A 22,649-nucleotide genomic window follows, 5' to 3' on the forward strand; every position below is an offset into this window, starting at 1 on the left:
ATGGCTTACGACGATCTTCGCTCCCTGCTCCGGGCGCTGGAGCGCGAGGGCGACCTCAAGCGCATCAAGGCCGAGGTCGACCCCTATCTGGAGGTGGGGGAGATCGTCGACCGGGTGCAGAAGGCCCAGGGCCCCGCGCTGCTCTTCGAGAACGTGCGCGGATCCGCGATGCCCCTCGCGATGAACGTCTTCGGTACCGACCGCCGCCTCCTCAAGGCCCTCGGCCTCAAGTCCTACGGCGACATCTCCGAGAAGATCGGCGGGCTGCTCAGGCCCGAGCTGCCGCACGGCTTCGTGGGCGTGCGCGAGGCCTTCGGCAAGCTCGGCGCGATGACCCACGTACCGCCGAAGAAGGTGAAGGACGCCCCGGTCCAGGAGGTCGTGCTGCGCGGCGAGGACGTCGATCTCGACCAGCTGCCCGCGCTGTTCACCTGGCCGCAGGACGGCGGCTCCTTCTTCAACCTGGGGCTCACCCACACCAAGGACCCGGAGAGCGGCATCCGCAATCTCGGGCTCTACCGGCTCCAGCGCCACGACAAGCGCACCATCGGCATGCACTGGCAGATCCACAAGGACAGCCGCAACCACTACCAGGTCGCGGCGCGCAGGGGCGAGCGGCTGCCGGTCGCGATCGCCTTCGGCTGCCCGCCCGCCGTGACGTATGCCGCGACCGCTCCGCTGCCCGGTGACATCGACGAGTACCTCTTCGCCGGGTTCATCCAGGGCAAGCGGATCGAGATGGTCGACTGCAAGACGGTGCCGCTCCAGGTGCCGGCGAACGCCGAGGTCGTCATCGAAGGCTGGCTGGAACCGGGCGAGATGCTCCCCGAGGGGCCGTTCGGCGACCACACCGGTTTCTACACCCCGCAGGAGCCGTTCCCGGCGCTGACGATCGACTGCGTCACCATGCGCAAGCGGCCGCTGCTCCAGTCCATCGTCGTCGGCAGGCCGCCGACGGAGGACGGCCCGCTGGGTCGGGCCACGGAGCGTTTCTTCCTCCCGCTCCTCAAGATCGTCGTCCCGGACATCGTGGACTACCACCTCCCCGAGGCGGGCGGCTTCCACAACTGCGCGATCGTCTCGATCGACAAGAAGTACCCCAAGCACGCCCAGAAGGTGATGCACGCCGTCTGGGGGGCACACATGATGTCCCTGACGAAACTGATCGTGGTCGTCGACGCCGACTGCGACGTCCACGATCTGCACGAGGTCGCGTGGCGCGCGCTCGGCAACACGGACTACGCCCGTGACCTCTCCGTCGTCGAAGGCCCGGTCGACCATCTCGACCACGCGTCCTACCAGCAGTTCTGGGGCGGCAAGGCCGGCATCGACGCCACGAAGAAGTGGCCCGAGGAGGGCTACACCCGGGACGGCGGCTGGCCCGAGATGGTCCTGTCCGACCCGGAGACGGCGGCGAAGGTCGACCGCCGCTGGAAGGAGTACGGCCTGTGAGGTCCCTGAACAGCCGCCCGGAGGCCCGCCGATGAGCAGCGCATCCGCGGCGCTTCCGCAGCCGGGCCGCACCAAGGCGTTCCTGCGCCTCGTCATGATCGAGCACTCGGTGTTCGCGCTGCCCTTCGCCTACATCGCCGCCCTGACCGCGATGTTCGACCGGGACGAGAACATCCACTGGGGCCGGCTGCTGCTGGTCACCGTCGCGATGGTCGGCCTGCGTACCTTCGCGATGGCCGCCAACCGGATCATCGACCGCGAGATCGACGCCCGTAACCCCCGTACCGCCCACCGCGAGCTGGTCACCGGCGCCATGTCGGTGAAGCACGCCTGGACCGGCGCGCTGGTCGCCCTGGTCTTCTTCCTCGGTGCCGCGGCGCTGCTCAACCCGCTGTGCCTGGCGCTCGCGCCGATCGCGGTCATCCCGATGGTCGTCTATCCCTACGGCAAGCGGTTCACGAACTTCCCGCAGGCCATCCTGGGTCTCGCCCAGGCGATGGGCCCGATCGGCGGCTGGCTGGCGATCTCCGGCGAGTGGTCCTGGAACGCGGTGATCCTCGGTCTCGCCGTCGGCATCTGGATCGGCGGCTTCGACCTGATCTACGCCTGCCAGGACGTCGAGACGGACCGCGAGATCGGCGTGCTGTCGGTGCCGGCCCGCTTCGGCATCCCGGCCGCGATCCGGGGCGCCCGCGCCTGCCACACCGTCACCACCGCGCTGTTCGTCTGGTACGGGGTGGCCACGGGCGCCGGCGCCTTCTTCTGGCTCGGTCTGCTGATCGTGGCGGGCGCGTTCCTCTACGAGCACTCCCTCGTGCGCCCGCACGACCTGTCCCGCCTCAACCGCGCGTTCTTCCAGGTCAATGGTTTCATCGGCATCGCGCTCTTCCTCTGCGCGCTGCTTGATCTGCTGGTGCGCGGGCTGACGGTCTGACGGATCGGTCGGCTGTCAGCCGGCGTTCTTGTTCTCGTCGCGGGCGACGGTCGGTGGCCGCTCCACGACGAAGGATCCCTTGCCGCGCACGGTGACGATGAGTCCTCGCTCCCGAAGTTCCTGCGCGGCACGCCGTGCGGTCAGCCGAGCTACCTCGTACTCGTCGGCGAGGTGGTTCTCCGATGGGATCGGTCGGTCAGGTGCCAGCTCTCCTGACTCGATCTTCCTCGCGACGATGTCGGCCAGCTGGATGTAGAGCGGTCTCGCGCTCATCGGGTCCAGCGAAGACTTGGCTTTCTCTGCATCGCTCATATGTCCAACGTAGGCGTGCCTTGACTTGCACGATCGAGTGGATCCCTCTGTACTTGTATGCAGAGGGCTGTACCCCGATGTAGCGTCGCAGACGACAAACCCCGGCGAGGCGGTCCAGGCCTCCCGGGGCACGGCCAACGCCACGTAGGAGCGTCGACATGCTCAACCTTATCCGCCGTACCGTCCGCCGATTGGGCCTTCTGGTCGCCCCGGGCACGGGAACCCATCGCGCGGGCCCGCGACGGCCGGCCCTCTCCCGGCCCGCGGCCGTACGGAGCCGGCCGGCACCGCCCTGCCTCCCCCTCCACCGGTCCCCCTACGGCCTCGACGTCCCCCTCGACGGCGCCGCGAGCCGTCTCGTCCGCCCCTACCTCACCGCCCTCGAGCAGGAACGCGCCCGGCAACGGCGCCGCCGTACCGCCCTGGTGCTCGCCGCCGACTTCGGTATCGACCTCGACCTGCATCTGATCGGCGCGGAGAAGGCGGCCGCCTGATGGAGCACCCGGAACCGGCGCGGGAGCAGACGATGCTGCGCCTCCTGCCCTGGCTGTCCCCGGACGGGAAGCCGTGCCATCTGTCGACCGGCAGCGAAGGTGGGTACCTCTCGCGCCTCGCCGACGCGACGGAGGCCCGGCAACTGGCAGCGGGCGGGGAGGCGCTCGGGCACGCCCGGCAGGTACTGGAGGACCTCATGTCCCCGTACGCCGAGGTGCGGTATGCCGCGATCCGGCTCGCCGAGTGCCTCGGCGACGCCCTGCGCGTCGCCGAGTCCCGAGGCCTGCGCATCCCGGCACCGGACACCGAGGACGCCGAGGACGACGAAGAGGCCGACGCCGACGGCGCGGAATCGGACGCGCCGAGGACGAGCCCCTGAGCCCGCGCGCCGCAGCGTCAACGGCTGCATCGGGATTGCCCTGTTCGTGGGTGCGTTGTTTGATCTTCTGGTTCGTGTTCTGACCATGTGAGTACGGTGCGGCCTACCATCGAGGGCAGGACCCCAGGGAGGCCACCGTGACCGTCTCGGACCTTGACCGCCTGCACTCACAGCTCAGCAAGCTGGAGGACATGTTCCCCGGCTACCTGACAGAGATTGTCGAGGGCAGCATCGTGATGAACCCGGTCAGGCCGTTCCACGGGAGGAGCATCCAGCGGCTGTGGGCCATTGTCGAGGACCAGCTGCCGTCGGAGTGGGCGCTGGTGAGTGATGTGGCCTTTCCGTTCGATGACGCCAATGAGTTCTGCCCGGACCTCGCGATCATCCCCGCCGAGGCGGAGGCCGAGAACCGCAGTGCGTACCCGTTCGACCTGATCGAGTTCGTTGCCGAGGTGGTGTCTCCAGAGAGCGTCCGGCGTGACTATGAGGTGAAGCCTCGCTGGTACGCGTCCCGGGGCATCGCCAACTACTTGATCCTCGACCCGCTCAAGGGCCACTGCGTCACGATGTGGAACCCCGGCACCGACGGCTACCGGGGCCGCGACATCATCCCGTACGGCACGGACCTGACCATCGATTCGCCGCTGGGCAAACTGACGATCGCCACCGCACGTCTTCCCATGGACCCGCAAGCCCGCGACCGGTCCTGAGGCTGCCGCATCCCGCCGGTAGGCTCAAGGTGTGAACGCAGGAGAAACGCAGCGTCGGCCTTGGATCGTGGGGGTCTCCGGCGCGTCCGGAACCCCGTATGCGGCGGCCGTGCTACGTGCCCTCCTCGCGGCCGGTGAGAGCGTGGACCTGGTGGTCTCCCGCGCCTCTCGGCTCACCCTGCTCGACGAGACGGGCCTCGCCTTCCGGGACGCGCACTGGCAGGCCGACCTGCGGGAGTGGCTGGCCCGGGGCGCCGACGGCAAGCCCGGCACCTTCGAGGCATTCACGGGACGTATCGACGCCGTACGGCACTGGAGCGCGGGGGATCTGGCGGCCGGACCGTCCTCCGGCTCGTACCCCTCGAAGGGCATGATCATCGTGCCCGCCTCGACGGCGTGCGTCGCCGGAGTCGCCCTCGGGCTCTCCAAGGACCTGCTCCAGCGGGCGGCGAGCGTGACCCTCAAGGAGGGACGCAAGCTGGTCGTCGCCGTCCGCGAGACCCCGCTGAACGGGCAGACGCTGCGGCATCTCGTCACGCTGGACGAAGCGGGCGCGGTCGTGCTCCCCGCCTCACCGGCGTTCTACGCGGGCGCCACGCACATCCAGGACCTGGTGGACTTCGTCGCCGGGCGGGTCCTCGACGCGGCGGGCGTCGAGCACCGGCTCTACCGCCGCTGGGAGGGCGAACTCGGCGGCGGTTCCCGCGGCACCACCTGAGCACAGCACGTAGGCCATTACTTTCAGGACTTTCAGTACTTTCAGGATTTCTTCAGCGGAAGGCTATCGATCGCATGGACGCGGTGGACAGGCAGCTCATCCAGGCCCTGAGAGAGAACGGCCGGGCCTCCTACGCGGAGCTGGGACGCCTCGTCGGACTGTCGGGACCCAGTGTCACCGACCGCATCAACCGGCTGGAGGCCGCGGGGGTCATCACCGGCTACCGCGCGACGGTCGACTCCGCCTCGCTCGGTCTCGGCGTCACCGCCCTGATCGGCATCTCGCTCTCCGACGCCGCCGACCACGAGGACGTGGCCCACCGGCTGAAGGACCTCAGCGAGATCGAGGACTGCTGGTTCATCGCCGGCGACGACTCGTTCATGCTCAAGGTGCGCTCGGGCAACGTGGACGAGCTGGAGAAGACGATCCGGCGGCTCAGCGGCACCAAGGGCGTCTCGCGGACCCGTACGACCATCGTGCTCTCCACCAAGTGGGAGAACCGGGTGGGAGAGCTGCCCGAAGAGGAGTAGCCGCCTGCTTGGGGAAGGCCGCACGGCTAGGCGTACGGTTGTCAGGATTCGTCACAGGGAGAGGTACACGCATGGATGTCGGGCTCAAGCGCGAGCTGGAGGACAAGGTCCGGGCCGGTGAGCGGCTGACCCGCGAGGACGGCATCGCGCTGTACGAGTCGGACGATCTGGCCTGGCTGGGCGGGCTCGCCCACGAGGTGCGGATGCGGAAGAACGGCGACGTCGTCCACTTCAACGTCAACCGCCACCTCAACATGACGAACGTGTGCACCGCGTCGTGCGCGTACTGCTCGTTCCAGCGCAAGCCGGGCGAGAAGGACGCGTACACGATGCGCATCGAGGAGGCCGTCCGCCTCGCCAAGTCGATGGAGGGCGAGAACCTCACCGAGCTGCACATCGTCAACGGCCTGCACCCGAACCTGCCGTGGCGCTACTACCCCCGGTCCCTGAGCGAGCTGAAGAAGGCCCTCCCGGACGTCTCGCTGAAGGCCTTCACGGCCACGGAGATCCACCACTTCGAGACGATCTCGGGGCTGTCCGCCTCCGAGATCCTCGACGAGCTGATCGACGCGGGGCTCGAGTCCCTCACCGGCGGCGGCGCGGAGATCTTCGACTGGGAGGTCCGGCAGCACATCGTCGACCACCGCACCCACTGGGAGGACTGGTCGCGCATCCACCGCCTCGCGCACGAGAAGGGTCTGAAGACCCCGTGCACGATGCTGTACGGCCACATCGAGGAGCCGCGCCACCGCGTGGACCACGTACTGCGGCTGCGTGAACTCCAGGACGAGACCGGCGGCTTCCAGGTCTTCATCCCGCTGCGCTACCAGCACGACTTCGTGGACGTGAAGGACGGCAAGGTCCGCAACCGCCTCCAGGCGCGCACGCAGATGGCGACGGGCGCCGAGGCACTGAAGACCTTCGCGGTCTCCCGGCTGCTCTTCGACAACGTCCCGCACGTCAAGGTCTTCTGGGTCATGCACGGCGTGCAGACCGCCCAGCTCGCCCTCCAGCACGGCGCCGACGACATGGACGGCTCGGTCGTCGAGTACAAGATCACGCACGACGCGGACAACTACGGCACCCCGAACAAGCTGACCCGCGAGGACCTGCTCGACCTGATCCGCGACGCCGGCTTCCGCCCGGTCGAGCGGAACACGCGCTACGAGATCATCCGCGAGTACGACGGCCCCGACCCGGCGCGGCGGGAGTCGCCGCAGCCGATGCGCGTCTGACGGCACGATGGCCCTGGTTTTCCACCTGGACCCGCCCGTCGGTCCGGAGCTCCGTGACGGCGTGCTCACGTTGTGGACGGACGTCTCCAACGCGGGCGGGTCCGTGGGCTTCGTACCGCCGGTCGGTGTCGAGGACATCCGGCCCGAGTGGCTCAAGCACCTCGCGGCGATGGCCGAGCGGCGCACGCACCTCCTCGTCGGCCTCGACGGGACGGGCGCCGTCGCCGCCACCGCGTTCCTCTCCCTCAACACGCACCGGCTGATGCGGCACTGGCTGTGGCTGTACACGGTGATGGTGCATCCGCGGCACCAGGGCAAGGGGTACGGGCGCGATCTGCTGGCCGCCGCCGAGCAGGCCGCCGCTTCCCTCGACGGGATCGAGGCGATCCGGCTCACCTGCCGTGGCGGCGAGGGCCTGGAGCGCTTCTACGCCTCCTGCGGTTACAAGGAGGTCGGCCGGGTGCCCGGCGCGATCCGGGTCGGGCCCGGCGACGACCGCGACGACGTCACGATGCTGCTGCCGCTCGGACTCCGCGACTGAGGCCCCCCTGCAAGATCGCCCCTCCGGCGTGCTTCACTGGACGGTGCCCTTTGGGAACGGTTCGGAACGGAAGAGTGGATTGAGATGCTCCGCTACACACTGATGCGCCTTGGGATCCTCGCGGGCTGCTTCGTGGTCGTCTGGGGCCTCGTCTACTCCGGCGTCGCCCCCCGCGGCCTCGGCGACTCCAACTACATGTGGGTCGTCCTGCTCTCCCTGGTGATCTCCGCGCCGATCAGCTTCGTCGTGCTGCGCAAGGAGCGCGACCGTGCCTCGGCCCAGGTCGTCGCCCGCGTCGACCGCGCCAAGGCGAACCTGGAGGCCAACCGCAGCCAGGAGGACGCCGTGGACGACGGCGCCCGGCCCCAGCCCCAGTCGCACGGCCAGGCCACCCCGGGCCAGGCCTCGTAACGGTCACCTCCGGCTCGCCGTTCGGCCTGGGAAGCGGTTTCCCGCGCGTTCGCGGGTGCGGACGAGTCCGTCGGCCCGAAGCTCAGGCCTACGCTTGACCGTATGGGTGCTGTGAAGAACAAGCGGATGCCGCGTGCGGTGCGGGAGCAGCAGATGCTCGACGCCGCCGTACGGACCTTCGGGCAGCGGGGTTACCGGGCCGCGTCGATGGACGAGATCGCCGAACTGGCGGGCGTCTCCAAGCCGTTGGTCTATCTGTACCTGAACTCGAAGGAAGACCTCTTCACCGCCTGCATCCGGCGTGAGGCCGCGGCGCTGACCGCTGCCGTCCGCGCGGGCGTACAGCCGGCGCTGCCCGCCGACCGCCAACTCTGGGAAGGCCTGCGGGCGTTCTTCACGCACACCGCGCAGAACCAGGACGGCTGGTCCGTGCTGCACCGTCAGGCCCGTACGCACGGGGAGCCGTTCGCGGCCGAGGTCACCGCCATGCGGGAGGAACTCGTCGCGTTCGTCACGCAGTTGATCGTGACCGCCGCGCGCGAGGCGCACCGGGACCCGTCGCTGGCCGAGCGTGAGGTCGCCGGGCTCGCCGAGGCCCTGGTCGGCGCCGCCGAGTCCCTCGCGGAGTGGGCCAACGTCACCCCGGGCATCTCCGCCAAGCAGGCCGCGGCGACCCTGATGAACTTCGCCTGGGCGGGCCTGGGTGAGCTCATGGAGGGCCGCGCCTGGTCTCCGTCGCAGCAGGACCGGTAGCCGCCCTGGCTGTCGCCGTCGGGCCCGGCCGTCCCGGCGGCGGAGCGCTGTTCACCCCGCTTCGGCGGGCAGCGCCCGCACCTCCCCGGTGAGGTGCAGGCGCTGCCCGCCGCGGAGTTCGAAGGCCGGGCCCTTCGCGGCGTACGTGACCGTGCTCGGGAGGAGGACCGGTGCCTTGAACTCGGCGCGGACGTGTACGGGGCCGTCGGCGGGGTGTTCCGCGAGGCAGCGGGCGACGGTCCACATGCCGTGGGCGATGGCCCGCGGAAAGCCGAAGAGGCGGGCGGTGAGGGGGTGGAGGTGGATGGGGTTGCGGTCCCCCGACACCACCGCGTAGCGCCGTCCGACGTCCTTGCCGAGCCGCCATGTGGCGATCGCGGGTGCCGGTTCGCGCGGCTGCGTGTCCCGCTCGGGCCCGGGGGTCTCTGCCGTGCGGTGCCGGGCCAGATACGTGCTCCGTGACTCCCATACGACCCGGTCGCCGGCGCTCACCTCGGTGACGACGACCGCCTCCGTGCCCCGCCTGTGCGGGGTCAACGCCTCTACGTACACGGCGAGTTCGTACTCCCCGGTCGCCGCCAGGTCGTGGTGCCGGGTGATCTCGATCGAGGTGTGGACCAGGCCGAGCAGCGGCAGCGGGAACGTTCTGGCCGTCATGAGCCGCATCGCCAGCGGGAAGCCGAGGACGTGCGGGTACGTGACCGGCAGCGCGTCCGCGCCGGTGGCGAAGCCGCACACCCGCTCGTACGCGGCCAGCCGGGCGAGGTCGATCCGAACCCCGCCCAGCACCAGCCTCGTTCGCGGGCCATCGGCACCTCCGCCGGGGCGGGGACGCTTGAACGGCGACAGCAGGGCCCCTCGCAGAAGAACCGGCGCGAGGGCCGGCGGGGCGACGAGCGTGCGGGTGTCCATGAGGTCTCCTGGTGGGGACGGTTCGCTGGCGGGGGCGCCTTGAGCGGGGTTCGCCTTGGGTGGGTGGGTGGTTCGCCGTCCGGTGGTGGGTGGTTCGCCTTGTGCCGGTGGGTGGGTCGGGTCCGTGCCGGTACATCCGCCCGTCGCCCTACCGGCTGTGCTGTCTTCTGGGGGCGCTCGGTTGCCCCGTCCTCACGCATGGCGACGGGCATTTGATGTACCGGCACGGCCCCTTGCGTGCGTGGGCGGCTGCGGGTGCGTGGGGGTTGCGGGCGGGGGCGGGCCGCCGTCGCCGTCTTGCGCTGCGGGCAGCGGGCAACCGCCGCTCTAGCTGCGGGCATGCGTGCCGCTGGGGGCGATGGGGGTCCCCCCCGCTCGAGCGGAGTCGAGAGTGGGGGAGGGTGGGCGCAGCGGCAACCCCGCGGCGCCGGGCTCGCCGACCCACCTATACGCCGGCACCGACGCAGGGTGCCCATGCGGGTAGGGGAGTGGGCCCACCCGGGCGGCACCCTGTGGGCGCCGGGCTCGCCCACTCACCCCTGCGCCGGCACCAGCGCAGGGTGCCCATGCGGGTGGGGGAGTGGGCTCACCCGGGCGCCGGCACCCGCGCCGGGTGCGCAGGCAGGTAGGGGAGCGGGCCCACCCGGGCGGCGGCGCCAGCGCACGGTGCCCATGGAGGTAGGAGAGCGGGCCCACCCGGGCGGCGGGACCAGCGCTGGGGGCCACGAGAGGGAGGGGACCGGGCCCACCCCGCCGCGCTGCCGGGCGCCCAAGCCCTACGCTCCGAGGAGGCTCTGCCCGCACACCCGTACGACCTGCCCGTTGACGCCCCCGGACGCCGGGTGGGCGAACCAGGCCGTCGTCTCGGCGACATCGACCGGCAGCCCCCCTTGCCCGAGGGAGTTCATCCGCCGCCCGGCCTCACGGATGAGCAGCGGCACGGCCGCGGTCATCCGGGTCTCGATGAAGCCGGGGGCCACCGCGTTGACGGTGACCCCGTGCTCGGCGAGTGCCCGCGGCGCGAGCGAGCGGACGAGACCCACGATCCCCGCCTTGGCGGCGGCGTAGTTCGTCTGACCGGCGTTCCCCGCGATCCCGGCGATGGACGCGGTGGCGACGATCCGCCCACCGGCACGCAGCGCACCGGCCGACAGCAGCGCGTCCGTCGTACGGAGCACACTCGCGAGGTTCACCTCAAGGACCGGGCTCCACCGCTCCGAGGGCATGTTGGCGAGCCGCCGGTCCCGGGTGATCCCGGCGTTGTGGACCAGCACGTCCAGCCCGTCCGGCACCGCGGCGGCGATCCGCTCACCCGCGTCCCCGGCCGTGATGTCCAGCGCGAGCGGCAGCGCGACCTCCGCACCCCCGAGCCGTTCCGCCACCCGCGCGAGGTCGCCCTCCGCCGCAGGCACGTCCAGGCACACGACCCGCGCCCCGTCCCGGACCAGCGTCTCGGCGACCGCCTCGCCGATCCCGCGCGCGGCCCCGGTGACCAGCGCGGTGCGCCCCGCGAGCGGCCGTGCCCAGTCCGCCGGCGCGGTCACCTCGCCGGCGCCGACCTCGATCACCTGTCCGCTGACGTACGCGGACCCGGGGGAGAGCAGGAAGCGGAGGGTCGACTCGGCCGCGCCGGGGGCCGTCCCGGCGCCGGCGTCGGTGAGCCGTAGCAGCGTGACCGTACGCCCCCGCCCGATCTCCTTGCCCAGCGAGCGGACGAAACCCTCCAGCGCCTGCTGGGCCGCGGCCCGGTGGTGGTCGGCGGGGTCGGGCGGCGTACCGAGGACCACGACCCGCCCGCTCTCGGCGACCGACCGCACCACGGGATGCAGCGCCGCGTGCACCTCGGCCAGCCCCTCGACGTCGGCGACACCGGTGGCGTCCAGGACCACGGCGGCCGGCCGGTCGGCGGGCGCGGCAGCCGTCCGTACCTCCAGGCCCGTACGCGCGAGCACTTTCTCCAGGTCCAGCCCCGAGGTGCCGGCCGTCAGGTGCAGCAACGGCCCCTCCAGCGCGGGCCGTTCGGCCGACCAGCGGCGCAGGGCCGTCGGCTGCGGCAGCCCCAGCCGACGGGTCAGGAAGCGGCCCGGCCCGGTGCCGGCGAAGCCCAGATAGCGGTCGGCCATTGCCCAACTCCCAGCTCGGACGTAAATCTACTCCAGAGTAAGGTTACCGCCGGTAATGCTACGCCAGGGTCAGGAGCAGGTCGAGATGAGCCCCCTCAGTCCAGCCGCGGCACACCGAGCACCGGCGCGGGTGCGCCCCGTCGCGGTCGTCGGCGGCACCCGTGTCCCGTTCGCCCGTTCCGACGGCCCGTACGCGACCGCCTCCAACCAGGAGATGCTGACCGCGGTGGTCGACGGCCTGGCCGAGCGGTTCGGCCTCGACGAGCCGGGCGCGGTGGGCGAGCTGGTGACCGGCGCCGTCCTCAAGCACGCCCGCGACTTCAACCTCGCCCGCGAGACCGTCCTCGGCTCGCGCCTCGACGCCCGTACGCCGGCGTACGACATCCAGCAGGCCTGCGGCACCGGCCTGCAGGCCGTGATCACCGCCGCCGACAAGATCGCCCTCGGCCGGACCGAGTCCGCGGTCGCGGGCGGCGCCGACACGGCCAGCGACGCACCCCTCGGCGTCAACGACGAACTGCGCCGCATCCTCCTGGAGGTGCGCCGCGCGAAGTCGACGGGAGCGCGGCTGCGGGCGCTGGCCCGCGTCCGCCCCTCCCACCTCGTCCCCGACATCCCGCGCAACGCCGAGCCGCGCACCGGCCTGTCGATGGGCGAGCACGCCGCCGTCACCGCCCGCGCGTGGGGCGTGACCCGCGAGGCCCAGGACGACCTCGCGGCGACGAGCCACCAGCGGCTGGCGGCGGCGTACGAACGCGGCTTCTTCCAGGACCTGGTGGTGCCCTTCCGGGGCCTGGACCGGGACCAGAACCTGCGCCCGGACTCGACAGCCGGCAAACTCGCCACGCTGAAGCCGGTGTTCGGCACCGACGGCCCCGACCCGACGATGACAGCCGGGAATTCGACACCGCTCACGGACGGCGCGGCGGTCGTGCTGCTGGCGAGCGACGAGTGGGCGGCGGCCCGGCAGCTGACCCCGCTGGCGTATCTGACCGAGTACGAGACCGCCGCGGTCGACTTCGTCGAGGGCGATGTGGCGGGCGGTGCGGACGGCCTGCTGATGGCGCCCGCGCACGCCGTGCCGCGCATGCTGGAGCGAGCCGGACTCGGCATCGAGGACTTCGACTTCGTGGAGATCCACGAGGCGTTCGCCTCTCAGGTCCTCGCCACCCTCGCGGCCTGGGAGAAGTGCGGCCTCGCCCCGGTGGACCGGGCCCGCCTCAACGTCGCCGGCTCCTCCCTCGCCACCGGCCACCCCTTCGCCGCCACCGGCGCCCGCATCGTCGCCACCCTCGCCCAGCTCCTGGCGGAACGGAACACCCCCGGCCGGGGCCTGATCTCCGTCTGCGCGGCGGGCGGCCAGGGTGTGACAGCGGTACTGGAGCGCTTCTAGCCCGTCCGGCGCTCGAGGACGAGCGCGCAGCGCGAACGGGGGCCCGGGGCGCAGCCCCAGGTACGGGACGGGTAGGGGCGGAGGGGGCGAAAACACCCCCGCCCATACCGGTGGCAACCCGCACGCCTCCCGCCCCCGAGCCCCACAAACCCCACACGCGGGCGCCGTACGATCCCCGTTCTGGACCTGGTTGCCGCAGCCGCCCCGCCTGCGTATGAACTCCCCGCCCTCCGGGGCCGTATCAGGATGCGCGCCCCCGCCCCGGGTCCCCGCAGTCAAGGAGCCGCCCCGTGTCCGACCTCTACGCTCCCGCCTCCCTCCTCCCGGAACCCGAGGTCAAGCGGCTGGGCGGCGTCGTGCGCGAGGCCTCCCTGCCTGCGCTCGTCGCCCCCGTCACCCACGGTTCGCTCGCGGACATCCCGTTCGACAACGCGGCCGCGGACCCCGGAGTCCCCGTCCTGAGCCGCAAGGACCAGGAGGGCGGCTGGACGGACGTCAGCGCCGCCGAGTTCGCCGCCGAGGTGCTGGGCGTCGCGAAGGGGCTGATCGCCGAGGGCCTCGCCCCCGGCGACCGCATCGCGATCATGGCGCGTACGACGTACGAGTGGACGCTCCTCGACTTCGCCGCCTGGGCCGCGGGACTGGTCACCGTCCCCGTCTACCCCACGTCCTCCACCTACCAGGTCCGCTCGATCCTCCAGGACTCCGGAGCCGTCGCGCTCGCCGTGGAGTCCGTGGCCCAGGCCGCCACGATCGGCCCCGAGCGCGACCGCCTCCTCGATCTGCGGCACATGTGGGTCTTCGAGAAGGGGCACCTGGAGCGGCTCGCCGAGCTGGGCCGGGACGTCCCCGACCAGGAAGTCGCCGTCCGGCGCGGGGTGCTGGGCCCCGACACCCTCGCCACTGTCATCTACACCTCGGGCACCACCGGCCGCCCCAAGGGCTGCGCCCTCAGCCACGGCAACTTCTTCGCCGAGGTCGACAACGCGATCGAACTCCTCTACCCGATCTTCAAGGCGAAGACGTCGGACGCCGCCTCGACCCTGCTCTTCCTGCCCCTCTCGCACGTCTTCGGCAGGATGGTCGCGGTCGCCTGTCTGCGGGCGCGGGTGAAACTGGGCCACGCGCCGAGTCTGCAGACGGACGATCTCCTCGCCGACCTGGCGAGCTTCAGGCCCACCTTCCTCCTCGCCATCCCGTACGTCCTGGAGAAGGTCTTCAACACCGGCCGCGCGACGGCCGAGAAGATGGGCCGCGGCTCGTCCTTCGACCGCGCGGCCGGTATCGCGCGCCGCTACGGCGAGGCGCTGGAGGCCCGGCAGCACGGCACGGGTCCTGGCCCCTCCCGCGCCCTGCGCGCGGCCCGCGCCCTCTACGACCCGCTCGTCTACCGCCGTATCCGCAACGCCCTGGGCGGCCGGGTCCGTTACGCGATCTGCGGCGGCTCCCCGCTCGGCCGCCGGCTCGCCGCGTTCTACGCCGGCGCGGGCATCGAGATCTTCGAGGGGTACGGCCTGACCGAGTCGACCGCGGCCGCCACCGTCACGCCTCCCATCAGGCCCCGGCTGGGCACCGTGGGCTGGCCGTTGCCCGGCACCCGGGTGCGCATAGCCGGCGACGGGGAGGTGCTGCTGAGCGGCAGCCAGGTCTTCCGCGGCTACTGGGACCCGTCCGCGGGCGGTGTCGTCCCCGCGTCCCCGGACGGCTGGTTCGCCACCGGCGACATCGGCGAACTGGACGGCGACGGCTACCTCACCATCACCGGCCGCAAGAAGGAGATCCTGATCACGGCCGGCGGCAAGAACGTGGCCCCCGCCCCGCTGGAGAACTGGCTCCGCTCGCACCCGCTGATCGCCCAGTGCATGGTCCTGGGCGACCGCCGCCCGTACATCACCGCCCTCGTCACCCTCGACCCCGAGGCCATCACCCACTGGCGCCAGATGAACGGCAAGCACGGCGTCCCGCCGGAACTGCTCCTCGACGACCCCGAGCTGCGCACGGTCCTCCAGCGCGCGATCGACGAGGCCAACCGGCTCGTCTCGCGACCCGAGTCCATCCGCAAGTTCGCCGTGCTGCCCGGGGACTTCACCGAGGAGGCGGGCCACCTGACGCCGTCGATGAAACTGCGGCGGGAGGCGATCGCCCGCGACTTCGCCGACGAGATCGAGGGGCTGTACGCCAAGTAGCGGGCCTGGCGGACAGGTTCTAGGCCACCCCGGCCGCCCGCAACGCCGCCGTCGTCCCGGCCGCGCCCAGCACCACCAGCACGAACGGGGCCCGCCGCCACGCCAGCCCACCGGCGACGAGCACCCCAGCGGGCCGCGCCCACCCCGCCGCGCCGTGCGCCTGCGTGAGGGCTCCCGTGGCCAGCAGCGCCACCAGCAGGACCACCGCACCGGCGGACAGCAACTGCCGGACACGCGCGGACAGTTCGACGCGTCCGTGCAGCGCGGGTCCCACCAGACGGAAGGCGTACGTCCCGACGGCGAGGGCGAGGATGGCGGCGAGCGTGGGCGTCATGCCGTCCTCCCGGCCGCCGTGCCGTACGTGAACAGTCCGACCAGAGCCAGCAGCACCGGCACCCCGGCCGGCACCAGCGGTGTCACGGCGAGCGCTACCGCCGCGCCGGCCAGCGCGGCCCGCCGCACCCTCGCGTCCGTCCGCAGGGCGGGCAGGACCAGGGCCACGAGTACGGCGGGGAAGGCGGCGTCGAGGCCGTACGTGCCGGTGTCGCCGAGGGCGCTGCCGGCCAGCGCACCGCCCAGCACGCACAGGTTCCACGCCGCGTAGAGGCCGAGCCCGGACATCCAGAAGGCGGCGCGGCGACGGGCGGGGTCCGGCTGGGCGAGGGCGAAGGCAACCGTCTCGTCGGTGACGAGATGCGCGCCGACCAGCCGGGCGATCCGGCCCCGCCCGAGCACATCGGCGACGGCGAGGCTGTAGGCCGCGGTGCGTGTGTTGAGGAGCAGTCCGGTCGCGGCCGCCGCGAGCGGTCCGCCCCCGGCGAGCAGAATCCCGACCGCGCTGAACTGGGCGGAGCCCGCGTACACCACCAGCGACATCACCACCGGTACCCAGACGGGCAGTCCGCCGGCGACGGCGATCGCCCCGAACGAGGCCCCGACGACCCCGCTGGCCAGACAGACCAGCGCCACATCGCGGAGCAGTTCCGGATCGCGGACGGCGGGAACGGTTGTGGTTGTTCGGTAGAGCGAACGCATGTTTTCTACAATGGACAGAGGCCACCCTGTTCGTCAAGCCGAACGATCGTACTTCCACAGTGAACGGACGCACGCGATGCCGACTCCGCCGCCCCCCGCGACCCCGTCCCGTCTCCCCCTCGACTGGATCTCCGCCTCCCTGCGCCGCGAGCGCGCTCGCGCCGGCCTCTCCCTCTCGGAGCTGGCCAAGCGCGCAGGGATCGCGAAGTCCACGCTGTCCCAGTTGGAGGCGGCGAGCGGCAATCCCAGCGTGGAGACACTGTGGGCGCTGGGCGTCGCGCTCGACGTGCCGTTCAGCGCGCTGGTGGAGCCGCCGGCTCCCGCGGTCCAGGTGATCCGGTCCGGTGACGGGCCGAGCGTTCACTCCGAGCGGGCCGATTACGCCGCCACCCTGCTCTCCGCCAGCCCGCCGGGGGCGCGCAGGGACATCTACCACCTGAGGATGGAGCCGGGCGCCCCCCGCGAGTCGGACCCGCACATCCCGGGGAGCGTGGAACACCTCGTCGTCAGTACCGGCCGCCTCGCGGCGGGCCCGCAGGGTGAGGCCGTGGAACTCGGGCCGGGCGACTACATGTCGTACCGCGGCGATGTTCCGCACCGCTACGAGGCGCTGGCGCCCGGCACGACCTTCGTCCTGGTCATGCAGCACGTGTGAGCCCTCGGCCGGCGCCGTGCCGGCCCGCCGGGAAAGGCAGGAGCCCCACGCCGGCAGGCGCGGGGCTCCTTGGGTACTGCTATCAGGTCCGGATCAAAGCATTGGGCTCATGGAGCCGAAGGCTTAGAGCGGGGTGACGTTCTCCGCCTGCGGACCCTTCGGGCCCTGCGTGACGTCGAAGGAAACCGACTGGTTCTCTTCGAGAGAGCGGAAGCCGCTCGCGTTGATGGCGGAGTAGTGGACGAACACGTCCGGGCCTCCGCCTTCCTGGGCAATGAAGCCAAAGCCCTTTTCGGCGTTGAACCACTTCACGGTTCCGGTAGCCATAAGCCCTCCTTGGGCCCAAAGGGTTGCCCTGCTCCAGAACCTGCAAGTGTGTAAACAACAGCGTGTAAACAACTGCATTCATCTGAAAACGACGAGAGCCCGCGGTCACATGCTCCGCAGGCTCTGTACTGCAAGGGAAACCAAACTGCAACTTGCGGGCGAGCCTAGCATGCAGGCAGCCGAAAGCAATAGGGGGCAAGATCACGTCACCCGGATGTTTGAACCGCCTGTCCAAGGGGTTGACGTCGCCGTGTCACAGGGGTTGACACATGGGGTCCGGATGGTTTCTCGCACCACACGGGGACCCGAAGCCTGCACCGTACCGCATGGGGGCTAGCCTCGCGATGTGGACAATTCTCGCACCCGGCCGCGCGTCGGCCACATCCAGTTCCTGAACTGCCTGCCCCTGTACTGGGGGCTCGCGAGAACCGGCACGCTCCTCGACTTCGAGCTCACCAAGGACACCCCCGAGAAGCTCAGTGAGAAGTTGGTGCGGGGCGATCTCGACATCGGGCCCATCACCCTCGTCGAGTTCCTCAAGCACGCCGATGAGCTGGTCGCCTTCCCCGACATCGCGGTCGGCTGCGACGGCCCGGTGATGTCCTGCGTGATCGTCTCGCAGGTCCCGCTGGACCAGCTGGACGGCGCCCGGGTCGCCCTCGGCTCGACTTCCCGCACCTCCGTGCGCCTGGCCCAGCTGCTGCTGGCCGAAGCCGTCGGCGTCCAGCCGTCGTACTACACGTGCCCGCCCGACCTCAGCCTGATGATGCAGGAGGCCGACGCCGCCGTGCTCATCGGGGACGCGGCGCTGCGCGCCAACCTGCACGAGGGGCCGAAGTTCGGTCTCCAGGTGCACGACCTCGGGACGCTGTGGAAGGAGTGGACGGGCCTGCCGTTCGTCTTCGCGGTGTGGGCGGCCCGGCGCGACTATCTGGAGCGCGAGCCGGCGCTCACGCGCAAGGTGCACCAGGCGTTCCTCGCCTCGCGCGACCTGTCCCTGGACGAGGTCGGCAAGGTCGCCGAGCAGGCGGCACGCTGGGAGGTCTTCGACGAGGCCGTCCTGGAGCAGTACTTCACGACGCTCGACTTCCGCTTCGGCGCCCCCCAGCTGGCGGCCGTCACCGAGTTCGCCCGCCGGGTCGGCCCGACGACCGGATTCCCGGCGGACGTGCGGGTGGAGCTGCTGAAGCCCTGAGGCGCCGGGGCTGTGCGGCACTACTCTGCTGGGAGTCCAGTGCGTACGGGGGAGGGGTGGCGCCATGCAGCCGCTCGAAGCGGGCGAGCCCACGGTCGTGGGGCCCTACCGGCTGCTCGGCCGGCTCGGCTCCGGCGGCATGGGCCGGGTGTATCTGGGCCGCAGCGCGGGCGGCCGGACGGTCGCGGTCAAGATGGTGCACCCGCACTTCGCGCTCGACGAGGAGTTCCGGGCGCGTTTCCGGCGTGAGGTGGAGGCCGCGCGCCGGGTGGGCGGGGCCTGGACGGCGCCGGTCCTGGACGCCGACCCCGAGGCACCGGTGCCCTGGGTCGCCACCGGGTACGCGGCCGGTCCCTCGCTCACGGGCGCGGTCGCGGACGCCGGCGCGCTGCCCGAGCACTCCGTACGGGTCCTCGGCGCGGGGCTGGCCGAGGCGCTGACCGCGGTCCACTCGCTCGGCCTGGTCCACCGCGACGTCAAGCCGTCCAACGTCCTGCTGACCCTCGACGGCCCGCTGCTGATCGACTTCGGCATCGCCCGGGCCACCGACGGCACGGCGTCCCTGACCTCGACGGGCGTCTCCGTCGGCTCGCCCGGCTACATGTCGCCCGAGCAGATCCTCGGCAAGGGCGTCGCCGGTGCGGCGGACGTCTTCTCCCTGGGCGCGGTGCTGGTGTACGCGGCGACGGGCACGTCCCCCTTCCCGGGCGACTCGTCCGCCGCCCTCCTCTACAAGGTGGTCCACGAAGAGCCGCTGCTCGGCGCCCTGGAGGGCGAGCTGCGGGACGTCGTCTCCCGGTGCCTGACGAAGGACCCGGCCGGCCGGCCGACGCCGGAGGAGGTGGCCCGGCAGCTGGCCCCGCAGGGCGCGGCCCGGCTGGTCACGGCGGGCTGGCTGCCCGGCGCGCTGGTGGAACAGGTCAGCCGCAGTGCCGTACAGCTGCTGAATCTGGAGGCCGGGGAACCGGCACCGTCCGGTCCTGTGGACTTCAGCAGTCCGTCGGTGGGCGGGACTTCGGGGGTGGCGGGCGCCGGGCAGTTCGGTCCTCCGTCGGGGGTGTTCGGGCCGGCGCCCGCGATGCCCTTGTCCTCTTCTCTGCCGGCGCAGGCGTCGGGGCCGGGGAGTCTCGTACGGGCTCAGGACCACCACCCCGTTCAGGTGCGGGACGCCGTGCCGCCGCGGGAGTCCGTGCAGTCGGCGGGCGAGCCCGCGGACCGGCAGCCCGGGAAGCTCTCCGTGAGCGTGGCCGCGGCCTCCGTCCCCGGGGCGAACGGGCGTGGCCGGAAGCTGAGTTGCACGGTCGCGCTGGCGGTCGCGGGTGCGCTGGCCGCCGTCACGGTGGGGTCGGTGTTCCTGTTCGACCTGCTGCCGGGCGGGGGCGAGTCCCAGGACAGCGGCGACTCGGCCGGGACCGCCCGCCCCTCGGCGACGGCGACCGGATCCGAGGCGTCCGGCATTCCCGCCTCCTACCTCGGCACCTGGGAGGGGAACGCGCTGGCGCTCGACGGCGCCCTCGCCGCGGGCACGATCCGGGTCACCGTCCATCAGGCGCGGGTGGGCGAGGAGTTCGGCACGTTCCGGCAGACCGACCAGATCGGCGGCATCTGCGACGACACACTGATCCTGAAGAAGGCCACGGCCGAGCAGCTCGTCGCCACCAGCGTGGCCAAGAAGACCAACGGCTCGCACTGCACCACGGGCAAGCACGAGGTCCGGCTGACCCCGGACGGGGACGACCTCGCCTACGAGACGGACAACCCGGCGGCGGGCAACCCGACCGCGCGGATGTCCAAGGTCAAGTAGCCGGCCGGGGCGTGCGCGTGGACGGCGTGGATCTCGACGTATGGCTCACCGCCGCGGCCGCTCTGTGGGGTGCGGTCGCCGGGCTGCTGGTGCCGCGGGCCGCGTACCGCTTCGCCGTCGAACCGGACGAGCCCTGGCGGGACCGCTGTCCGCAGGGGCATGCGATAGCGGGCGTGGCGGGCGGCTGGTTCGGGCGGGCCCGCTGCCCGGACGGCGCCCGGTACGGCCCGAGCACCCCCGCCGTCTCGCTCGCCACCGCCCTCGTCTGCGCCGCCCTCGCGCTGGCCACCGGTACCCGGCCCGAACTCGGCGCGTGGCTGCTCCTCGCACCCCTCGGTGTGCTGCTGGCCGTCGTGGACTTCCGCGTGCAGCGGCTGCCCGACGTGCTCACCCTGCCGCTGGCCGGCGCCGCGCTCGTCCTCCTCGGCCTCGCCGCGGCGGCGCCCGAGCACGCGGGGGACTGGCTCACCGCGCTGCTCGGCGCGCTCGCGCTCGGCGGCGCGTACTTCGTGCTGTTCCTGGTCAATCCGAACGGCATGGGGTTCGGCGACGTGAAGCTCGCCGTCGGTCTGGGCGCGGTGCTCGGCTGGTACGGGTGGGGGGCCGTGCTGCTCGGCACCTTCGCCGGGTTCCTGTTCGGCGGGCTGTACGGGCTGGGGCTGGTCGTGACGCGGCGGGCGGGACGGAAGACCTCGATGCCGTTCGGCCCCTTCCTCATCGCGGGTGCCTTCGCCGGGCTGCTGATCGGGGCGTACGCGGCCTGATCGGGGCGGTGGCGCGGCCGTGAAGGGGCTGACGGTGGCGCTGCGCGGGCTGGCGTCGGGCTCCCGACAGGGCTGGCGTAGGCTGGCTCGGTACGCCCACAACCCTTACGAAAGGGACGCTCCCGGTGACCGAGAAGACCGACCTTCAGTCCGTCCTCGACCGTGCCGCCGCGGGTGGGCGGATCACCCCCGAAGAGGCACTCGACCTCTACCGCGACGCCCCGCTGCACGCGCTCGGCGCCGCCGCCGACGCCGTACGCAAGCGGCGGTACGCGGGCACCGAGCACATCGCCACGTACATCATCGAGCGGAACATCAACTACACGAACGTGTGCGTCACGGCGTGCAAGTTCTGCGCGTTCTACGCGGCCCCCAAGGACACCGCCAAGGGCTGGACGCGTGACCTGGACGACATCCTGCGCCGGTGTGCGGAGACCGTCGAGCTCGGCGGTACGCAGATCATGTTCCAGGGCGGCCACCACCCGGACTTCGGCGTCGAGTACTACGAGGAGCACTTCGCCGCGATCAAGGCCGCCTACCCGCAGCTCGTCATCCACTCGCTGGGCGCGAGCGAGGTCGAGCACATGGCCCGGATCTCCAAGGTGAGTGTGGAAGAGGCGATCCAGCGGATTCACACCGCCGGGCTCGACTCGTTCGCCGGCGCGGGCGCCGAGCTGCTGCCCGCGCGGCCGCGCAAGGCGATCGCCCCGCTGAAGGAGAGCGGCGAGCGCTGGCTGGAGATCATGGAGACCGCCCACCGGCTGGGTGTCGAGTCGACCTCCACGATGCTCATGGGCACCGGCGAGACCAACGCCGAGCGCATCGAGCACCTGCGGATGATCCGTGACGTACAGGACCGGACCGGCGGCTTCCGTGCCTTCATCCCGTACACGTACCAGCCCGAGAACAACCACCTCAAGGGCCAGACGCAGGCAACCCTCTTCGAGTACCTGCGGATGATCGCGATCGCCCGTCTCTTCATGGACAACATCGCGCACATCCAGGGCTCCTGGCTGACCACCGGCAAGGAGGTCGGCCAGCTCTCGCTGCACTACGGCGCGGACGACCTCGGCTCGATCATGCTGGAGGAGAACGTGGTCTCCTCCGCCGGTGCCAAGCACCGCTCCAACCGCATGGAGATCATCGACCTGATCCGCAAGGCGGGCCGGGTGCCGGCCCAGCGGACGACGACGTACGAGCACATCGTGGTCCACGACGACCCGGCGAACGACCCGGTCGACGAGCGGGTCGCCTCGCACATCTCCTCCACCGCCATCGCGGGCGGCACCGCGCACCCCGAGCTGAAGCTGCTGGCCTCCAACTGACGTACTCGTGCTGACGATTCACGCCGCGGACGAGTTGCGGCTCAGCTGGGACGCGGCGCCCGTCACGGAGGGCGCGGTCGCCGTCGAGGGCGACCGCGTCGCCGGTGCCGGTCCGTTCGAGGAACTGCGCCGACGGTTCCCGGACGCGCGCGTGCGGCGGTGGCCGGGAGTCCTCGGTCCCGCGCTGGTCCACGAGGGACCGCTGCCCGCGGCGCCGTCCCCGCGTGAACGGCTGCACGCGGTACTGAAGTCGGGCGCGACCGCCGTCCTCGCGGAGTACGCCGACACCGCGGACGTCCGTTCCGCGGCGGCCCGCAACGACGTCGCCGTCCTCCCCCGTGCGCACCGCCGCGTGATCATCGACGCCGGACGGGCCGACCTCGCCGTCTTCGACGCGGACGGGACGTGTCTGGCCACCGTGTGCGCGGGGCGCCTGGTGCACCGGCGCCGGTAGTCGGCG

At 71.8% G+C, this 22,649-nt stretch carries 25 protein-coding genes; 19 read left to right on the plus strand and 6 right to left on the minus strand.

The window, feature by feature from the left end:
- The gene (locus tag ACFWM2_RS21710) at positions 1–1,452 is read left to right on the plus strand and encodes a menaquinone biosynthesis decarboxylase (protein WP_383282222.1); all 1,452 of its coding nucleotides are present in this window, start codon (positions 1–3) and stop codon (positions 1,450–1,452) included.
- 31 nt (positions 1,453–1,483) lie between these two features.
- Positions 1,484–2,386, plus strand: a complete 903-nt coding sequence (mqnP, locus tag ACFWM2_RS21715) for a menaquinone biosynthesis prenyltransferase MqnP (protein ID WP_383282224.1) — start codon at positions 1,484–1,486, stop codon at positions 2,384–2,386.
- A gap of 15 nt (positions 2,387–2,401) precedes the next feature.
- Here the strand turns inward: mqnP and ACFWM2_RS21720 are convergent, their stop codons facing one another.
- Positions 2,402–2,698, minus strand: a complete 297-nt coding sequence (locus ACFWM2_RS21720; RefSeq protein ID WP_383282227.1) for a GntR family transcriptional regulator — start codon at positions 2,696–2,698, stop codon at positions 2,402–2,404.
- Between the two features lie 158 nt (positions 2,699–2,856).
- Here ACFWM2_RS21720 and ACFWM2_RS21725 point away from each other — a divergent pair, with 158 nt between their 5' ends.
- The 9 genes from ACFWM2_RS21725 (at position 2,857) to ACFWM2_RS21765 (ending at position 8,470) form a co-directional block, all read left to right on the plus strand.
- A complete protein-coding gene (locus ACFWM2_RS21725) occupies positions 2,857–3,192 on the plus strand; it encodes a hypothetical protein (RefSeq protein WP_383282230.1) in 336 nt (111 codons plus the stop codon).
- On the plus strand, positions 3,192–3,572 hold the full coding sequence (locus ACFWM2_RS21730; RefSeq protein WP_383282233.1) for a hypothetical protein: 381 nt from the start codon (positions 3,192–3,194) through the stop codon (positions 3,570–3,572). Before ACFWM2_RS21725 ends, ACFWM2_RS21730 begins: the two co-directional genes overlap by 1 nt.
- Positions 3,573–3,709: 137 nt before the next feature.
- Positions 3,710–4,282, plus strand: a complete 573-nt coding sequence (locus ACFWM2_RS21735; protein ID WP_383282235.1) for a Uma2 family endonuclease — start codon at positions 3,710–3,712, stop codon at positions 4,280–4,282.
- Between the two features lie 31 nt (positions 4,283–4,313).
- Complete coding sequence (locus ACFWM2_RS21740; RefSeq protein WP_383282238.1) at positions 4,314–5,000, plus strand: UbiX family flavin prenyltransferase; 687 nt, start codon at positions 4,314–4,316, stop codon at positions 4,998–5,000.
- 74 nt (positions 5,001–5,074) lie between these two features.
- Positions 5,075–5,530 (plus strand): Lrp/AsnC family transcriptional regulator, encoded by a 456-nt coding sequence (locus ACFWM2_RS21745; protein ID WP_383282240.1) that lies wholly within the window; start codon positions 5,075–5,077, stop codon positions 5,528–5,530.
- A 71-nt stretch (positions 5,531–5,601) separates the two neighbouring features.
- Positions 5,602–6,765, plus strand: a complete 1,164-nt coding sequence (mqnE, locus tag ACFWM2_RS21750) for an aminofutalosine synthase MqnE (RefSeq protein ID WP_383282243.1) — start codon at positions 5,602–5,604, stop codon at positions 6,763–6,765.
- Between the two features lie 7 nt (positions 6,766–6,772).
- A complete protein-coding gene (locus ACFWM2_RS21755) occupies positions 6,773–7,306 on the plus strand; it encodes a GNAT family N-acetyltransferase (RefSeq protein WP_383282246.1) in 534 nt (177 codons plus the stop codon).
- Positions 7,307–7,390: 84 nt separating this feature from the next.
- Positions 7,391–7,717, plus strand: a complete 327-nt coding sequence (locus ACFWM2_RS21760; protein ID WP_383282249.1) for a DUF4229 domain-containing protein — start codon at positions 7,391–7,393, stop codon at positions 7,715–7,717.
- Between the two features lie 102 nt (positions 7,718–7,819).
- Positions 7,820–8,470: a TetR/AcrR family transcriptional regulator gene (locus tag ACFWM2_RS21765; RefSeq protein WP_383282251.1), complete on the plus strand. Its 651-nt coding sequence runs from the start codon at positions 7,820–7,822 to the stop codon at positions 8,468–8,470.
- A gap of 51 nt (positions 8,471–8,521) precedes the next feature.
- On the opposite strand, the gene ACFWM2_RS21770 is transcribed toward ACFWM2_RS21765, so the two are convergent.
- Together ACFWM2_RS21770 and ACFWM2_RS21775 are read right to left on the minus strand one after the other, a co-directional pair.
- Entirely contained in the window at positions 8,522–9,382 is an 861-nt protein-coding gene (locus tag ACFWM2_RS21770) for a MaoC family dehydratase (protein ID WP_383282254.1), read from the minus strand.
- 776 nt (positions 9,383–10,158) lie between these two features.
- Positions 10,159–11,505, minus strand: a complete 1,347-nt coding sequence (locus ACFWM2_RS21775) for a 3-oxoacyl-ACP reductase (RefSeq protein ID WP_383282257.1) — start codon at positions 11,503–11,505, stop codon at positions 10,159–10,161.
- An 85-nt stretch (positions 11,506–11,590) separates the two neighbouring features.
- Between ACFWM2_RS21775 and ACFWM2_RS21780 the strand changes: the two genes are divergently transcribed.
- Positions 11,591–12,898, plus strand: coding sequence for an acetyl-CoA C-acetyltransferase (locus ACFWM2_RS21780; RefSeq protein ID WP_383282903.1), 1,308 nt, complete (start codon positions 11,591–11,593; stop codon positions 12,896–12,898).
- 290 nt (positions 12,899–13,188) lie between these two features.
- Positions 13,189–15,084 carry an AMP-dependent synthetase/ligase gene (locus ACFWM2_RS21785; protein ID WP_383282260.1) on the plus strand — a complete coding sequence of 632 codons (1,896 nt, stop codon included), beginning with the start codon at positions 13,189–13,191 and terminating at the stop codon, positions 15,082–15,084.
- Positions 15,085–15,103: 19 nt separating this feature from the next.
- Here ACFWM2_RS21785 and ACFWM2_RS21790 read toward each other — a convergent pair whose 3' ends face one another.
- Both ACFWM2_RS21790 and ACFWM2_RS21795 read right to left on the minus strand, forming a co-directional pair.
- The gene (locus tag ACFWM2_RS21790; protein ID WP_383282264.1) at positions 15,104–15,418 is read right to left on the minus strand and encodes an AzlD domain-containing protein; all 315 of its coding nucleotides are present in this window, start codon (positions 15,416–15,418) and stop codon (positions 15,104–15,106) included.
- The gene (locus ACFWM2_RS21795; RefSeq protein ID WP_383282267.1) at positions 15,415–16,119 is read right to left on the minus strand and encodes an AzlC family ABC transporter permease; all 705 of its coding nucleotides are present in this window, start codon (positions 16,117–16,119) and stop codon (positions 15,415–15,417) included. Before ACFWM2_RS21795 ends, ACFWM2_RS21790 begins: the two co-directional genes overlap by 4 nt.
- 76 nt (positions 16,120–16,195) lie before the next feature.
- On the opposite strand from ACFWM2_RS21795, the gene ACFWM2_RS21800 reads away from it, so the two are divergent.
- A complete protein-coding gene (locus ACFWM2_RS21800; RefSeq protein ID WP_383282270.1) occupies positions 16,196–16,774 on the plus strand; it encodes a helix-turn-helix domain-containing protein in 579 nt (192 codons plus the stop codon).
- A gap of 123 nt (positions 16,775–16,897) precedes the next feature.
- Here the strand turns inward: ACFWM2_RS21800 and ACFWM2_RS21805 are convergent, their stop codons facing one another.
- Positions 16,898–17,101, minus strand: coding sequence for a cold-shock protein (locus ACFWM2_RS21805; RefSeq protein ID WP_010986243.1), 204 nt, complete (start codon positions 17,099–17,101; stop codon positions 16,898–16,900).
- A gap of 346 nt (positions 17,102–17,447) precedes the next feature.
- On the opposite strand from ACFWM2_RS21805, the gene ACFWM2_RS21810 reads away from it, so the two are divergent.
- The 5 genes from ACFWM2_RS21810 (at position 17,448) to ACFWM2_RS21830 (ending at position 22,643) form a co-directional block, all read left to right on the plus strand.
- A complete protein-coding gene (locus tag ACFWM2_RS21810) occupies positions 17,448–18,296 on the plus strand; it encodes a menaquinone biosynthetic enzyme MqnA/MqnD family protein (protein WP_383282273.1) in 849 nt (282 codons plus the stop codon).
- Positions 18,297–18,360: 64 nt separating this feature from the next.
- A complete protein-coding gene (locus tag ACFWM2_RS21815) occupies positions 18,361–20,100 on the plus strand; it encodes a serine/threonine-protein kinase (RefSeq protein ID WP_383282276.1) in 1,740 nt (579 codons plus the stop codon).
- 11 nt (positions 20,101–20,111) lie between these two features.
- A complete protein-coding gene (locus tag ACFWM2_RS21820) occupies positions 20,112–20,864 on the plus strand; it encodes a prepilin peptidase (RefSeq protein ID WP_383282279.1) in 753 nt (250 codons plus the stop codon).
- Between the two features lie 125 nt (positions 20,865–20,989).
- On the plus strand, positions 20,990–22,189 hold the full coding sequence (mqnC, locus tag ACFWM2_RS21825; RefSeq protein ID WP_383282281.1) for a cyclic dehypoxanthinyl futalosine synthase: 1,200 nt from the start codon (positions 20,990–20,992) through the stop codon (positions 22,187–22,189).
- A gap of 7 nt (positions 22,190–22,196) precedes the next feature.
- The gene (locus tag ACFWM2_RS21830) at positions 22,197–22,643 is read left to right on the plus strand and encodes a hypothetical protein (protein WP_383282283.1); all 447 of its coding nucleotides are present in this window, start codon (positions 22,197–22,199) and stop codon (positions 22,641–22,643) included.
- Positions 22,644–22,649 lie beyond the last annotated feature (6 nt).

The organism is Streptomyces sp. NPDC058371 (assembly GCF_042723265.1).
Lineage (GTDB): Bacteria > Actinomycetota > Actinomycetes > Streptomycetales > Streptomycetaceae > Streptomyces.